At 63.4% G+C, this 15,422-nt stretch carries 15 protein-coding genes; 3 read left to right on the forward strand and 12 right to left on the reverse strand.

Translation table 11 applies throughout. The features are described from left to right. Window positions 1-111: 111 nt before the first annotated feature. From LPC04_RS07945 to LPC04_RS08000, 12 genes are all read right to left on the reverse strand, one after another. The gene (locus LPC04_RS07945) at window positions 112-864 is read right to left on the reverse strand and encodes an SDR family NAD(P)-dependent oxidoreductase (protein WP_275681639.1); all 753 of its coding nucleotides are present in this window, start codon (window positions 862-864) and stop codon (window positions 112-114) included. A 73-nt stretch (window positions 865-937) separates the two neighbouring features. Further along, window positions 938-1,804: an SDR family NAD(P)-dependent oxidoreductase gene (locus LPC04_RS07950; protein WP_275681640.1), complete on the reverse strand. Its 867-nt coding sequence runs from the start codon at window positions 1,802-1,804 to the stop codon at window positions 938-940. A 424-nt stretch (window positions 1,805-2,228) separates the two neighbouring features. After that, on the reverse strand, window positions 2,229-2,627 hold the full coding sequence (locus tag LPC04_RS07955) for a VOC family protein (protein WP_275681641.1): 399 nt from the start codon (window positions 2,625-2,627) through the stop codon (window positions 2,229-2,231). Window positions 2,628-2,751: 124 nt separating this feature from the next. Next, window positions 2,752-2,961 (reverse strand): hypothetical protein, encoded by a 210-nt coding sequence (locus LPC04_RS07960; RefSeq protein ID WP_275681642.1) that lies wholly within the window; start codon window positions 2,959-2,961, stop codon window positions 2,752-2,754. A 334-nt stretch (window positions 2,962-3,295) separates the two neighbouring features. Further along, window positions 3,296-3,985, reverse strand: coding sequence for an SDR family NAD(P)-dependent oxidoreductase (locus LPC04_RS07965; RefSeq protein WP_275681643.1), 690 nt, complete (start codon window positions 3,983-3,985; stop codon window positions 3,296-3,298). Between the two features lie 9 nt (window positions 3,986-3,994). Continuing rightward, on the reverse strand, window positions 3,995-4,927 hold the full coding sequence (locus tag LPC04_RS07970) for an electron transfer flavoprotein subunit alpha/FixB family protein (RefSeq protein WP_275681644.1): 933 nt from the start codon (window positions 4,925-4,927) through the stop codon (window positions 3,995-3,997). Then, on the reverse strand, window positions 4,927-5,676 hold the full coding sequence (locus LPC04_RS07975) for an electron transfer flavoprotein subunit beta/FixA family protein (RefSeq protein ID WP_275681645.1): 750 nt from the start codon (window positions 5,674-5,676) through the stop codon (window positions 4,927-4,929). Before LPC04_RS07975 ends, LPC04_RS07970 begins: the two co-directional genes overlap by 1 nt. Next, entirely contained in the window at window positions 5,673-6,473 is an 801-nt protein-coding gene (locus tag LPC04_RS07980; protein ID WP_275681646.1) for an HpcH/HpaI aldolase/citrate lyase family protein, read from the reverse strand. Before LPC04_RS07980 ends, LPC04_RS07975 begins: the two co-directional genes overlap by 4 nt. 2 nt (window positions 6,474-6,475) lie before the next feature. Further along, the gene (locus tag LPC04_RS07985; RefSeq protein WP_275681940.1) at window positions 6,476-7,642 is read right to left on the reverse strand and encodes an acyl-CoA dehydrogenase family protein; all 1,167 of its coding nucleotides are present in this window, start codon (window positions 7,640-7,642) and stop codon (window positions 6,476-6,478) included. A 32-nt stretch (window positions 7,643-7,674) separates the two neighbouring features. Next, window positions 7,675-8,538, reverse strand: a complete 864-nt coding sequence (locus tag LPC04_RS07990; protein WP_275681647.1) for an HTD2 family dehydratase — start codon at window positions 8,536-8,538, stop codon at window positions 7,675-7,677. Beyond that, window positions 8,531-9,472, reverse strand: coding sequence for an alpha/beta fold hydrolase (locus LPC04_RS07995; RefSeq protein WP_275681648.1), 942 nt, complete (start codon window positions 9,470-9,472; stop codon window positions 8,531-8,533). Before LPC04_RS07995 ends, LPC04_RS07990 begins: the two co-directional genes overlap by 8 nt. 8 nt (window positions 9,473-9,480) lie before the next feature. After that, a complete protein-coding gene (locus LPC04_RS08000; protein ID WP_275681649.1) occupies window positions 9,481-10,701 on the reverse strand; it encodes a cytochrome P450 in 1,221 nt (406 codons plus the stop codon). Between the two features lie 309 nt (window positions 10,702-11,010). On the opposite strand from LPC04_RS08000, the gene LPC04_RS08005 reads away from it, so the two are divergent. The 3 genes from LPC04_RS08005 (at window position 11,011) to LPC04_RS08015 (ending at window position 15,388) form a co-directional block, all read left to right on the forward strand. Continuing rightward, the gene (locus LPC04_RS08005; RefSeq protein ID WP_275681650.1) at window positions 11,011-12,750 is read left to right on the forward strand and encodes a DUF1302 domain-containing protein; all 1,740 of its coding nucleotides are present in this window, start codon (window positions 11,011-11,013) and stop codon (window positions 12,748-12,750) included. A 17-nt stretch (window positions 12,751-12,767) separates the two neighbouring features. Then, window positions 12,768-14,144 carry a DUF1329 domain-containing protein gene (locus LPC04_RS08010; RefSeq protein ID WP_275681651.1) on the forward strand — a complete coding sequence of 459 codons (1,377 nt, stop codon included), beginning with the start codon at window positions 12,768-12,770 and terminating at the stop codon, window positions 14,142-14,144. Between the two features lie 68 nt (window positions 14,145-14,212). Beyond that, window positions 14,213-15,388 carry a WD40/YVTN/BNR-like repeat-containing protein gene (locus tag LPC04_RS08015; RefSeq protein ID WP_275681652.1) on the forward strand — a complete coding sequence of 392 codons (1,176 nt, stop codon included), beginning with the start codon at window positions 14,213-14,215 and terminating at the stop codon, window positions 15,386-15,388. Window positions 15,389-15,422: the final 34 nt, after the last annotated feature.

Consider the following 15,422-nt stretch of genomic DNA (forward strand, 5'->3'; position numbering starts at 1 on the left):
CACGCTCACCGCGGCGAGGCGCGTGCCGAGGCGCACGCTACGTGCGGGCACGGTCGCCCCCGGGGGCAGGCTCGCAGAGCATTAAGGGGAGGATGCCTCGCAGTTGCCCGCTCAGGCGAGAAATCCGCCGTCCACAGCCAGGTGCGCGCCCGTAATGTAGGAGGCTTCCTCGGAAAGCAGGAAACAGACTGCGGTTGCGATTTCCTCGCAGCGGCCAACGCGATGCATGGGAATACCGCGATCGACAACCGCCTGCGTGCCTTCCGGGTGCGCTTGCGTCATCTCGGTGTCGATCACGCCAGGTTGCAATTCGTTGATGCGGATGCCGCTAGCGGCGTACTCCTTGGCGGCCGCGCGCGTCAGGCCCCGAATGCCATGCTTTGCCGTCGAATAGGCGACCGTCGGACCACCTCGATCGGCAAAGACGCTGGACACATTCACGATCGCGCCGCCGCCGGCCTGCTTGATCGCCGGGATCTGATACTTGAGTCCGTAGAATATGCCGTCCAGGTTGATCCCGATGACACGCTCCCACGCCTCCAGTGGCACGTCCGCGGTCTGATCGAACTCGCCTGAGACACCTGCGTTGTTCACGGCATAGTGCAGCGCGCCGAACTCGGCCACGGTACGTGCGACGGCGTTCTCGATGTCCTCGGGCTTGCTCACATCACCGGTCACGGCAAGCGCCTTTCCACCTGCGGCGCGAATGGCCTCGACGGCTTCGTTGAGCTTGTCCAGCCGACGACCGACCACCGTCACCGCAGCGCCGCGCTGCGCCAGAAGGACGGCGATGGCGCGCCCCATGCCGCTACCGCCTCCGGTGACGATGGCTACCTTGTTCTCAAATTGCCTGGTCATGTTCATGCCTCACTGATCGTCCAGCACCCCGACGACTCGGACTCCGTACTGACCGGTTTCGATTCGGTGGCAGCCGCTGTCAAGCACGGCCGGCGGGGAGATCGACGGGATACGGCTGATCGAAATTCGCCGAACTGCTGACCTGCTCCCACGCGGCAGCTTCGGCGATCTGCTGCTGAGAGTATTGCTGGGCCATCTTGACGGCGCCAGCGCCCAACAGCAGATGCGTCGGCATAGCGGGATGCTTGACGACCCGGACGAGAATTTCGCCAGCGCGCTTCGGATCGCCCGCCGACGCACGACCAGAGGCCAGGATGCGGGCGAACTCGCCCACGGTCTGGTCATATTCAGGTGCGATGTCGGGGATCGTCATGGACGCACCCGCCCAGTCCGTAGCGAAGCCGCCCGGTTCGACGACCAGGTACTTGATGCCGAACGGAGCAGTTTCCGTCTGGAGCACGCGCGTCAGGCCATCCACCGCGAACTTTGCGGCTTGATAGGAACCGAGGCCGGCCGTACCACCCACCCGTCCACCAACCGACGAGAACTGCATGACGATGCCGTGCCCCTGCTTTCGCAAGACCGGGAGAGCAGCCTTCGACACGTTGTAGACGCCCCAAAAATTCGTCTCGAACTGCTTCCGAAAATCTTCTTCGCTCGTCGTTTCGATAGGAGACACGTTGGCGTAGCCGGCATTGTTGACGACCACGTCTAGACGACCGAAACGCTTGACTGCGGCCTCAACGGCGGCGGTGGCTGCTGCGGGCTCGGTCACGTCGAGGGCAACTGGAAGCACTCTGCCGCCATATTGCTTGACCAGCTCATGGAGCTGCTCGGGCCGGCGAGCGGTTGCGACCACGGAATCGCCCGCTTCCAGGGCGGCCGTCGCCAGTTCACGCCCGAAGCCGCGCGAAGAACCTGTGATAAACCAGACTTGGGTGCTCATAGACAGAACCTTTCAGAATTGAGACTTCGTGCGCAGGTATGCGCGAAAGCAGTAGCAGCAAGGCCACGAGGTGGCTCCTCAAGAGTCTGCGAGCCACCCTGGCCGTCAGGTGGGAGCGCCATGGCACTCCTGCGACCGCCTCTTCATGGAACAGCCATTTGCCTTTCGGGATTGCAACGGCGAGCCGTACTTGCAAGTCAACCCAAACTCAGACTCCACTCTGCGGAGATGCACGAGATTGAGCCCGATTCAGGACTCAAGAATACTACAAACTGACACACCGTCAGTTATACATGCGTTCTGATGAGGGAATTCATTCGCGAGGGTGTCAGAGAAGCTGACAGCACCCTCTGCGGCTGCCGCCTCCGATGCGGGGGGCTTGCGTCTACCATGCCTTGCACGGCGTTCGCACGAGCTGATCTTGCTACTTCGCGTCCGGCGACCAGACGACCTCCCACGGATTGCCGTCCGGGTCGGTGAAGTAGAAGGTATACAGGCCGCCGTCGCGAATGCGTGGCGCGCTCGTCACCGAACCGCCCGCCTTCATGACGTCGACGGCCGCCTGGTCAACCTGTTCGATGCTGTCCACGAACGTGACCAGCGTCATTCCTGACGCTGCAACCGTTGATCCGGGCAGCCCACACTCCTTGCTCAGGTACTCACGGTCGATCATCGCGACCAGTATTCCGCTCGCGGCGTACTTGACCGAGTGGCCAGTCTGCGCGCCGCTGCGCGGCGTCCACCCAAGTCCTTGCTCGTAGAACCTCACGGCGTGAGCCCGGTCTCGCACCGGAAGCATGACCATGTCCAGGCGTTGCTGCATGACATTCCCTCCTTCGTGGTGATCCGACGAAGCCCGCGGGCAACTGCAGGCTCGGTGCCGAATATTTGACTGCCGCGCAACGTCCAGCACGGCAATCGCACTGCGGCACGGGTCGTCGACCGCCCTACGCTGCCTTCCGCCTCGCCACGGACGACGAAGCGTCGGCCGTCGAGGCGCTCGATGCTGGGCGCAGCATCAGGCGCTCGAGCTCATCGATTTCAGGAGCGACCTTTGCCAACGGGAAGGTCTTCACCGTCATGCCAACGAAGGTTCGAGTTTGCATCTCGCGCTCGCGTGCGCGCAGCGTTTCCAAGCAATGGCGAAGCAAGGCCATGATTTGTCTCCTCAGGAGGTCGCCAGTTTCCGATGGAGCCGCGCGGAAAGTTTGCGCCGCTGCGTCCGCATCGTCTTCACTGGGCGGCGACCGGCCCCAGAAAGCGTCTGCGACGAGGCGCACTTGTCGATCGTCCGAATCCTTTTGACATGGAGCGCTCGACGAAACATGTGCCCGATCGGTGAGCCGAGTATGCCACAAACTGACGCGTCGTCAGTTTTATGATGACGAGAGGGTCTTAGGTCGCCGCTCTAGCCGCCTTCTTGCCACGTTGTCATAGTCGAGGCGATCGCCGCCACTCAGGACCGGTGCGCGGCAGGCCGTCCAATGCGCGTCAGCAGCGATTTGTCACTGGAATGGAGGCGCCGGTAATTGCTGCGGCCTGCTCGGAACACAAGAAGGTGACCAACTCGGCGATGGCGCCCGGTGACACCCAGCGTCCGAAATCCGCGTCGGGCATGTCTGCGCGATTTCGGGGCGTGTCGAGGATGGAAGGAAGGACGGCATTGACGGTGATCAACCGATCCTTGACCTCCTCGGCAAGGCTCTCGGTCAGCCGAGCCACCCCCGCCTTCGACGCAGCGTAGGGGCCCATGCCGCCTGCAGCCTTTGCCGCAGCGGCTGCCCCGATGTTGACGATGCGGCCATACCCGCTCTTCAGAAGGTGCGGGAGCACACATTTCGATGCGACCACTGCGGTTCGCAGATTGGTCGCGTACATCCTGTCCCAGGTGTCCAGGCTGCCTTCCTGCAGCTTCTCCCATTCGAAGCCGCCGGCAGCGTTGATCAAGCCATCGAGATGGCCGAAGTGCCTGACGCCTCTCGCAATGGCAGCGCCGGTGCCCTCCAGATCTCCAAGGTCGACGCTGTCGAGGACGAGTTCGCTCGCGAACTCCGAACGCAACGCCTCTCCCGCCACCACCCGGTCGATCAAAATCACATGATCGCCCGCATCCATGAACCGTCGTGTCAAGGCTCTGCCAAGCACACCAAACGCACCGGTCACCGCAAAGACTCGCTCCATGCTGACTCCTCAGATCTTCTCGACGAGTTCAGGTACTGCGACGAACAGGTCGGCCTCCAGGCCGTAGTCCGCGACGCCGAAGATCGGCGCCTCCGGGTCCTTGTTGATGGCGACGATGATCTTGCTGTCCTTCATGCCGGCCAGGTGCTGGATGGCACCGCTGATGCCGCAAGCGACGTAGAGCTGCGGCGCAACGATCTTGCCTGTCTGTCCGACCTGCCAATCGTTCGGCGCGTAGCCGGCATCGACCGCGGCACGGCTGGCCCCGAGCGCCGCGCCGAGCTTGTCGGCCAGCGGAGCAAGCACCGCGGCAAATTTCTCGCTGCTGCCCATGGCGCGCCCACCGCTGACGATGACTCTTGCTGCGGTGAGCTCGGGGCGCTCAAGCGCAGCGATCTCGGCACTGACGAAGGCAGACAGGCCAGTTTCCTGCACCGCAGCGACGGCCTCTACCGGAGCAGCACTCAGGCCAGCGCCCGCAGACTCGAATGCGGTCGTGCGAACGGTAAGTACTTTGACCCGATCGGTGCTCTGCACCGTGGCTACCGCATTGCCTGCGTAGATCGGTCTCTCGAAAGTGTCTGGTGCGAGTATCCGGGTGACCTCGCTGACCTGGGCGACGTCGAGCAGGGCCGCGACGCGAGGAGCGATGTTCTTGCCGTGTGATGTGGCGGGAAAGAGCACGTGGGTGTAACCGGGCGCCATTGCCGCGACTTGGGCAGCGACATCCTCCGCGAGTTGGTGCTCCAAGCCCGCGCCCTTGGCGTGGATCACCTTGGCCACCCCGGCGATCCGCGAGGCGGCACTGACCGCATCGAGCGCATCTCCGGCGGCAACCAGTACGTGAACGTCACTGCCGCACAGCGACGCCGCCGTGACTGCATTCAGAGTGGCACCCTTGAGCGCGCCAAGTTCATGTTCCGCGACGACGAGTACAGACATCAGATCACCTTGACTTCGTTCTTGAGCATCTCGACAAGCGCGTCGACGCTTGCCACCTTCACGCCGGCGACGCGCCGCGGCGGCTCGCTGATGCGGATCGTCCTGAGCCGCGGTGCGACGTCGACCCCGAGCGCGTCGGTCGACATCGATTCGAGCGGCTTCTTTTTTGCCTTCATCAAGTTCGGTAGCGTCACGTAGCGCGGTTCGTTCAACCTCAGGTCGGTTGTGACGACAGCAGGCAAGGACAGGCTGAGCGTCTCCAGGCCGCCATCGATCTCGCGAACGACGAGCAGACGGCCATCGGCCACGGCGATCTTCGAGGCGAACGTGCCCTGCGACCATCGCGCCAGCGCTGCGACCATCTGGCCCACCTGGTTGCAATCGTCATCGATCGCCTGCTTGCCGAGGATAAGCAGTTGCGGCCGCTCGTGGTCGATCAATGCCTTGAGCAGCTTCGCGACCGCTAGCGGCTGGAGCTCCACGTCCGTCTCGACCAGGACGGCTCGGTCCGCACCGATCGCCAGCGCCGTGCGCAAGGTCTCCGCGCACGCAGCAGGGCCGCAGCTCACGGCGACGACTTCGGTTGCCGCGCCTTTCTCCTTCAACCGGACGGCCTCCTCGACGCCGATCTCGTCGAAAGGATTCATGCTCATCTTCAAACCGGCGACATCGACGCCGGAGCCGTCCGCCTTGACGCGCACCTTGACGTTGGCGTCCACGACCCTCTTCACTGCAACCAGTACCTTCATGCGTTTCCTCGTTCCTTCTGAGCAAGCAGATTCCTTGCTCTGACAACAATCGCCCGATCAACCATCTGGCCATCGATCCGCGTCGCGGCCCCGTTCGATGCTGCATCGGCAGCGACAACCCGGGTCGCCCAATTCAATTCGGTCATCGTCGGCCCGAAGGCCTCGTTGACGATGGCAACCTGCCGCGGATGAATGCACAGCTTCCCGCCGAAGCCCATGCCACGTGCCCAGGTCGCGGCGCTCCTCAATCCGTTGTCGTTCTCGATCGCAACCGTCACGCCGTCGATCGGCGGCGACAGACCGGCCAGGCGCGAAGCCAAGACCAATTGGGCACGATACGGATCGAGCTCCGGGCCGTCGCCGCGAATCCCCAGGTCCGCCTGGAAGTCCATGGACCCGAAGATCAGCGCCTCGACGCCCTTCACTGCACCGATTTCACGCGCTCGATGAAGCCCCAACGCCGACTCGATGAGCGGGTAGACAGGCCGGCCAGAGATCGCGTCGGCAACCACCGCGATCTCTTCCGGTGACTCCGCCTTCGCCACAACGACCCCGTCGACGCCCGGAAGACTCGCGACCAGCATGTCCTTGCGAAAATCCGCGGTGTTGACGGCGTTGACGCGAACCAGGACGCCCGAGCGACTGGCGAGCCACCCGGCCAGCAATCCGCGAGCATGAAGCTTGGCTTCGGGTGCGACCGCATCCTCCAGGTCGACTATCACAGCCTCGGCGCCGCTGGCACGCGCGCGTTCGAAGCGCTCCGGACGATCGCCCGGTACGAACAGCATCGACCGCATGATCAGAACGAGCGAGGCATGCCAAGCACATGCTCGGCGATGTAGCTCAGGATCAGGTTGGTCGAGATCGGTGCGACCTGGTAGAGCCGGGTCTCGCGGAACTTGCGTTCGACGTCGTATTCATTCGCGAAGCCGAACCCGCCATGGAACTGGATGCACGCATTGGCGGCCTCCCAGCTCGCCTTGGCAGCGAGGTACTTGGCCATGTTGGCTTGCGCACCGCAGGGCTGGTGCGCATCGAACAAGGAACAGGCCTGCCAGCGCATGAGATTGGCCGCCTCGACCTCGATGTAGCTCTCCGCGATCGGGAACTGCACGCCCTGGTTCTGACCGATGGGGCGCCCGAAGACGACGCGCTCGCCGACGTATTTCGATACGCGGTCGATGAACCAGTAGCCGTCGCCGATGCACTCGGCCGCGATCAGTGTTCGCTCGGCGTTCAGTCCGTCCAGGATGTACTTGAAGCCCAGTCCCTCCTGGCCGATCAGGTTCTCCTCAGGGATCTCCAGGTTCTCGAAGAACAGCTCGTTGGTCTCATGGTTGACCATGTTCGGGATCGGGCGCACGGTCATGCCGCTCTTCTCCGCCTGCCGAAGATCGACCATGAAGATCGACATGCCTTCCGACTTCCTCGTCACTTCGGCGAGCGGCGTCGTTCGTGCCAGCAGGATCATCCAGTCCGAGTGCTGGACTCGCGAGATCCACACCTTCTGCCCGTTGACGACGTACCTGTCACCACGCTTGACGGCGGTCGTCTTGATCTTGGTCGTGTCGGTTCCCGTGCTCGGTTCCGTGACCCCCATCGACTGCAGGCGCCATTCTCCGTTGGCGATCTTTGGCAGGTAGAGGCGCTTCTGCGCCTCGGAGCCATGCCGCAGCAGCGTCCCCATGTTGTACATCTGCCCGTGGCACGCTCCTGAATTGCCGCCGCTGCGGTTGATCTCCTCCATCACTACCGTGGCCTCGGCGAGGCCGAGGCCCGAACCGCCGTATTCGGTCGGGATCATTGCGGCCAGCCAGCCGGCCTTGGTCAGGGCATCGACGAAGGCTTCGGGATACCCACGTGCCTCGTCGATCCTGCGGTGGTAGTCATCGGGAAATTCCGCGCACAGCGCGCGGATCGCCTCGCGGATGTCCTGGTATGAACAGTGAGCGCTCTCGGCAATCATGATTCGTTCTCTCGTGTCGGAAGCCATTGGATTCAGCCCAGCGAAGTCCGCGCCTCCATGCAGAGGTTGCCCGCGGCATCCGCCACCCACAGTGCGACGCCGCCGTCACCAGACGGGCGCCCGCACAGATGAAGGGGACCACCATCGAAGCAAGGACGAACCGCTCTGAATTCGAAGCCCGCAATTCGGGCAGCGGGCGCATTTCGCGCGACCAGATCAACGAGCAAGGTGGCGAGCAGCGGACCGTGCACGACCAGACCAGAGTAGCCCTCGACATCACAGGCATAGGGGCGGTCGTAGTGGATCCTGTGCCCGTTGAAGGTCAGCGCCGAGTAGCGGAACAGAAGCACCGGATCGGGCTGGATCGTGCGATGCCAAGTCGCGCCGGCCGGGGCAGGCACCGGTACCGCGACGTCGACGCCGGGACGAGGAGGCTCGCGATAGACGATGTCCTGCTCCTCGTTGATGGCGATCTGGCCGTCTTCGCCTTCGATGCGATGAGCGACCTTCACGAACACGAGCATGCCGGATGTCCCCTGCTTGACCTTCACGCCGATGATCTCGGAGCGGCGAGTGGCCACCTCCCCGATACTGAGCGCCCGGCCGAACTTCAGTCGTCCTCCCGCCCACATGCGTCGCGGCAGTGAAACGGGAGGCAGGAAGCCGCCACGATGTGGATGCCCATCGACGCCCAACTGGGCCTGCGGGACAGGCTGCTGGAAATGCAGCCAGTGGGCCAGCGGCGGCAATGGGTCGCCCTCGACCAGCGCCTGCGCCGCACTATCCAGCAGCGCGGCGAGCGCTCGCCCCGGTGCCGGATGGATTCGGTCGACGGCCGCCTCGCTGCGACCGATCCAGGCTTGCAGCAACGCCGGCTGGGCCAACTCCTCAGTCATCTATGTCCACTCCTCGGTTCGATTCGTCTGTGCGACTGCCCCGGTCGCCTCGGCTGTCATCCAGCGTTTCAGCAAGGAAGGGCTCAATTGCTGCGACGAACGCGTCGTTGCGATCTCCGGCCACCATGTGCGAAGCCCCTTCGACGTCGATCCATCGTGCGTGCGGAATCAGGCGAAGCAGGTCACGCGCACCTTCGCGGCCGACCACTTCGCTGGAGCGTCCACTCACGAGCAAGGTCGGAGTCGTGAGCTGCGCGGCGCAGGCCGCCATGCGTTCGAACATTCCCCCTTTGCTTCGCTGGTCGGAGCCGGAGTGGAAGGCGGGGTCCCAATGCCAATACCAGCGGCCGTCGGCTCCTCTCCGCAGGCTGCGCTCGATTCCGCGCGTGCTCGTGGGGCGACGTCGATGGGGGAGATAGGTCGCCACCGCGTCGGATGCCTCCTGCACGCTCGCGAATCCGTTCGCATGACCCGTCATGAAGGCCCGGATGCGGGCTAATCCTTCCGGTTCCATTCTCGGCACAACGTCCACCAGCACCAGGCCCGCGATTCGCTCGGGATGTGCGGCGGCCAGGATCAACGCAGCGATGCCGCCTAGAGACGCCCCCACCAGTACGACCGGCCGCGCCAAGCCCGCCGTCACGAGGTCCAGGTCGGCGACGAACGCATTGATCGTGTAGTTTCCGTCTGGCGCCCAGTCGCTTTCGCCATGTCCCCGCAGATCGATCGACAGGACACGGTAGCCTTGCTCAACAAGCGCCCTTGCTGCGGAACGCCATGCGCGCCGGGTCTGACCAGCGCCAGGCAGGAGCACCACGACCGGAGCCCCGGGATCGCCACCCACATCGGCTCCGAGCGACAGGCCGAATCCCTCCAGCCTGCATGCTTGCAGCGACTCGGCCGCCGCCGGCTCATGGTGCTGGCTGTCAGCCACGAGCGCCCTTACCAGACGAGCGGAAGCGCTTCGAGGCCGAAGACGCCGCCACCATGCGCCTCCAGGGCCTGACCGTCCTTCAGACGGAACGGTGGGATGCGCTTCAGCCATTCCTCCAAGCCGATGACCAGTTCGCGCCGGGCCAGATGAGAACCGATGCAGCGATGCGGCCCATACGAGAACGCGTTGTGCAGGTTGGGGCTTCGATCCAACAACACCTCGTCAGATCGCTCGAACTCGCGCGGGTCACGCGAGGCAAGGATCGTCGAACAGGTGACGTTGTCACCCTTCTTGATCGTTACACCGGCGAGTTCCACGTCGCGCGTCGCATAGCGGGTGGTGTTGACCACGGCATAGGCGCGAAGAAGCTCCTCCACCGCCGCGGGAATCAAGCTCGGATCATCGCGCAGCCTCTGCTGCTCATTCGGGTGCTCCGCGAGATAGCGAAGTTGGAAGCCGAGCGCGCTCGTCACCGTATCAAGGCCAGCCATGAAGAGCAGCACGCAGATGCCCAGCACCTGCGCATCGCTCAGCGGCTTGCCATCGATTTCGCTCTTGACCGCAAACGTGATGAGATCGTCAGTGGGATGGACGCGCCGATCCGCGATCAGGCCACTCAGGTAGTCGCCAACCTCCTTCATCGTCCGTGCCCGCGCACCCATGTCGTGGATGATCAGCTTCTCCCATGCCAGGAAGCGTTCCAGATCTTCGGGCGGCAGGCCCATGAGGTCGACGAAGATGCCGATGGGCAGCGGACGAGCGAAGTCATCGATGTATTCGCTTTCGCCCTTTGCGGCGCAGTTCTCGACGAGCGCACGCGCCCGGTCGCGAATCTTCGCCTCGAGGACCTTGATCCGGTTTGGAGAGAACAGAGGATTCATGATCGCGCGAAACGCACCGTGCTCGGGCGGGTCGAGCTCGAGCGGGATCAGCGTGAGCGCCGAGCTCGATCGCACGACCCGGCTCGAGAAGGCTTCGGCGTCCTGAAGTACTGCGCGAATGTCCTCCGCGCGAGTCGGAATCCAGCTGCCCACACCAGCCACGTGGTGATGGTTGGTCGTCGAATAGACGATGCGCGGACCGCCGTGAAGCGCCCCGACCACCTCATGGGGTCGATCACCCAGACCGGTGCGGAAGTCGAATTCGCGGACGAGCTCCGGCGGGACGTGACCTGGCACCCCCGTGGTCCTCGATTCCGATTCGGGCAAAGCCTCGCTCCGATCTTGCATGTCGACTGTCTCCTGGCCGTTGAGTGCCACGCCGGTTGTCCGGTCGTTCCGATGCGGTGCGCCGGAAGCACACTCGCCATTTTTGGATGATAACCAAGAACTGACTATCATTCAACTATTAGATGACACATCTTCATCTTCGACCACTGAAAAGAGACCTTGCAGACTGACTTTTACTGAGTAGAAAGACTAGCAAGGCGTCCCTACCTAGTACAAACACCATCTACTACAGCTGACTATTCCTCAGTTATTGTGAGGCCAGACTTGACGACCAAGCCCGGCTTTGACAACGACAGCAGGAGACATCAGATGAAGAGGATCGCGACACAATTCGGATGCCCGCCACCGCTGAGACGCAGCGTGGTGGCCGCCGCGATGGCCGGGGCGACGTCCCTCGGCGCGCATGCCATCGAGATCGATACGGGGTCACCCGACTGGACTGTCCGCTGGGACAATTCGATCGCGTACACCCTGGGCATCCGCACCCAAAAGATCAACGACAACATCGGGAACAACCCGGTCTTCGCCGAGTCGGACTACAGCGTCAAGCAGGGCGGGGTCGTCACGAACCGCTTGTCCGACCTGATGGAGCTCGACGCCGAAAGCAAAGGCGGCTTCGGCGCACGCATGAGCGCGTCGCTGTTCAACGATTTCGCGTTTCGCGACCACGTACGCACCAATCCAGGCGATCTCGCGCCCGGCACGCCCTACTCGTCGCTCGGGGCGTACACGAACAATGAGTTCTCCAGTTACACGAAGAGGTACTACAAGGACGGCGCAGGCCTGCTGGATGCCTTCGCGTTCGCCAACTTCAAGGTCGGCGACCACGATGCATCCGTCGACGTCGGACGCCTGACGAAGTACTGGGGCAACGCCACCTTCTTCGGCACGCTCGGCATCAACTACTCGCAGAACGCGGCCGACAACATCAAGGGCGCCTCCGCACCGGGCTCGCAGGCCAAGGAACTCGCCATCCCGCGCGAGCAGCTCTATCTGTCGACACAGATCACGCAGGATCTGGTGGTCGAAGGACAGTACTTCCTGAAGTTCAAGGGGAACCTCCTTCCAGAGGGTGGCACCTACCTGAGCTTCGCCGACTTCCTGACTCGTGGCCCGCGAGGCGCGGCCCTGACTTCCGCCTTCGGACTGGGCCAGCACGCTCCCGACATCGCGCCGAAGAACGTCGACTCGAACTACGGCCTGAAGCTGGCTTGGGCGCCTTCGGCACTGCGCGGTGCCGTTTCGGCCTACTACCGGCAACTCGATGAGACGCAGCCGTGGATGCCATTGGTTCAGTACGATCCACAGACAGGGGAAGCCGAGAACTATCACCTGGCCTACGCCAGGCACGTCAAGCTCTACGGCCTGAGTCTCGAGAAGCAGATCGACGCGTACAGCCTGGGAGCCGAGATCTCCTATCGCCGAGGCACGGCGCTCAACAGCTCGGCGGCCAATCCGAACGATGCGCTGGGTACCGAGGGTGCTCGCGGCAATGTCACGAACGTCATCGTCAACACCGTCGGTGGGCTGACGCCGACTCCCGTGTGGGACACCGGCATCTTCCTCGCTGAAGTCGGCTACTCCCACCTCAATTCGGTGACCAGCAACGCGGCTATGTTCAACGGAACCAGCAACGCCGCGGCCTGCCCTTCGGGTTCCGTTGCCAACGGCTGCTCCACGCGCAACGCCGTGCTGTTCGCCGGACTCTTCAAGCCTCAATGGCTCGGCGTATTTCCGAGCGTCGACCTCGGTCTGCCGCTGTTCGCAATGTACGGCGTCAAGGGGAACACCGCGAGCATGGGAGCGCCGGTCAACGAGCATGGCGTCCTGTTCACCGCCGGCATCGAGGCGCTGGTGCAACAGAAGTGGGACATCACGCTTCAATACAACGGGTACCACTCCAAGTCCAACGGCATCACCAATGGAGGCGCCGCAGCGGGCGTCGCCAATGGCACCCCGGGATTCCCGACGTTCTATGCCGGCGGGAACGGAACCTTTATGTACAACGACAAGGGCTGGGTTTCGCTCACGGTGCAAGCCTCGTTCTGACAGATCCGGAGACAGACATGAATTCACTCAAGAACGTCATCGCCATTGCCCTGGGCGCCTTCGCACTTGCGTCCGGCGCCGATGCCGCGGTCACTGCGGACGAGGCCAGGCAACTGGGCGTCAGCCTGACGCCCTTCGGCGCCGAGAAGGCGGCCAATGCCGACGGCTCCATCCCGGCCTACAACCCCGCACCCATCGCTCCGCCTGCCGGCTACAAGGCGGGAAGCGGGCACTATCCGGACCCGTACGCGAACGAGAAGATCGAGGTGACGATCGATGCGAAGAACCTCGCCCAGTACAAGGACCAGGTGACTGCCGGCGTTGCGGCGACGCTCCAGCAATACCCCTCGTTCCACCTCAACGTCTACCCGACGCATCGGAACGCACCCTATCCGCAATGGGTGCTCGACAACAGCATCAAGAACGCAACCCGGGCCGAGTTGACCGGCCAGGTGACGGGCGATGCGGTGAAGGGCGCCTACGGCGGTGTTCCTTTCCCGATCCCGAAGAACGGCTACGAGGTGATGTGGAACTTCCTGCTCCGCTACATTCCGGCGGACGTCGACAACCGCCAGGCCAGCTTCCTGTCGGACGCCTCGGGCCACCAGGTCTTCCTTGGCGACTTCGACTGCCTGTTCGCCAACACGTATTACGACCCGAAGGCCAGCAGCCTGCCCGACCCGTACTACTTCAAGCAGCTGTGCTTCGGCAAGGCGCCCGTCTCGGCCGTCGGCTACAACATCTTGCTGACGTACTCGGCCGACTACGCCAATGCCGACCAACTGGTGTGGGTCTACACGCCAGGCCAGCGACGTGTACGCACTGCCCCGGAGTTTTCCTACGACACGCCGTCGGCGAATTTCGGCGGGGCGCTCACCTATGACGAGGTCAACATCTACTCGGGCCGCATGGATCGCTTCGACATGAAGCTCGTCGGGAAGAAGGAGATCTTCATCCCGTACAACAACTTCGCCATGTTCACCGCAGCCTTTTCGACGGACAAGTTCATGACGCCCAAGCATCCGAACCCCGACATGATTCGTTGGGAGAAGCATCGGGTCTGGGTGGTGGAGGCGACCTTGAAGCCGGGCAAGCGTCACGCGCTGTCGAGACGCACCTTCTACGTCGACGAGGATTCGTGGCAGATCGTGGCCACGGACGGATACGACCAAGGCGGCAAGCTGTACCGTGTCGGCCTGGACTTCCCGTCGGTGATCTACGGGCCGGACCAGGCGTCGTACACGATCGGCCAACGCTACGGTTTCGTGGACCTGGCCAAGGGCGAGTACTACATGTCTGCCGCCAATGAGCACTCCGTGTCGACGGCCAACGTCAAGCTGCCGGACATGGGTACGTTCACTTCGTCGCGCCTGGCCGCCACCGGCATCCGCTGATGTCGATCATCTGCTGACGGGGGGCGCGACGAAAGCGCGCGCTCCCCAACGCACGCACGGGTCCAGACATGACATCCCCTCAACGCCCATCCATCGCCGGCGTTCCTGCTCTCCTGGGCTCGCGACGCAAGCGTCGCGTACCTGCTAACACCTTCACGGCAACCGCGCTCGCGCTGTTCTGCGGCCTGTGCATCGGGCTGCCGTCGAACATCGGCAAGACGGGCTACATCGATCCACTGCTCGAGGCGGCGACGCCACTCAGCGGCGCGCTGCGGCCAGATCGCGAGCCGCTGGTGGCCATAACGACGGTGGCCAACCGGACACTGGCAGTTGGACTCCGAGGCCTCGCAATTCGCTCCAACGACAACGGCCGGAGCTGGCAGCAATCCGTCGTACCGGTCCAGACGGACCTGGTCTCCGTACAACTCTTGAACGAGCATGACGCCTGGGCGACCGGCCATGACGGAGTGATTCTTCACAGCACCGATGGCGGATCTTCATGGCAGAAGCAGTTTGACCACGTCGCCGCCCGCGACTCGCTACAAAAGTTCTACCTCGACAGGGTCCGCAGCGGCGAGAGCGGCATGCAGCGCTACGCCGACGAGCTGAAGCTCAACACCGAAGGCGACGTCTCGCTGCCGTTTCTTGGCGTGTGGTTCACCGACGAAATGAACGGATTCGCCGTCGGCTCGTTCGGAATGATCGTTGCGACCCACGATGGCGGGAAGTCGTGGTTGCCCTGGCTGCACCAGATCGACAATCCCGACTTCCTGAACCTCAACGCCGTCCGTGGCATCGGAGGCGAGGTCTACATCACAGGCGAAAAGGGGTTCGTCTACAAGCTCGATCGCGAGACCGGGCGATTCGTCTCGTCCAGCACCGGATGCCGGGGAACGCTGTTCGACATCGTGGGAACGGCGCAGTTCCTCGTCGCCTTCGGCCTGCGCGGCGCGGCCTACCGGAGCGTCGATGGCGGCGCGTCATGGACCCAGATCTCGACCGGCACCGAGGCCAGCATCACGGCCGGTGCCGTGCTGGATGACGGAAAGAGCGTCGTGCTCGTGAGCGATACAGGCCTGGCACTGCGCAGCGAGGACGAGGGATTGTCGTTCCACCGCGTCGAACTGAGCCATCGAATTCCGGTGTACGGCGCGACTGAAACCGCCAAGGGAACACTGGCGTTGGTCGGCTACCTGGGCGTCGACACTGCCGGGCTGCGACCCGCTCAAGCGACAAATCAATAGGACTCCGCCAGATGGTACACAGCACGCATGGTCG

The sequence above is a fragment of the Scleromatobacter humisilvae genome, assembly GCF_023231945.1.
Classification (GTDB): domain Bacteria; phylum Pseudomonadota; class Gammaproteobacteria; order Burkholderiales; family Burkholderiaceae_C; genus Scleromatobacter; species Scleromatobacter humisilvae.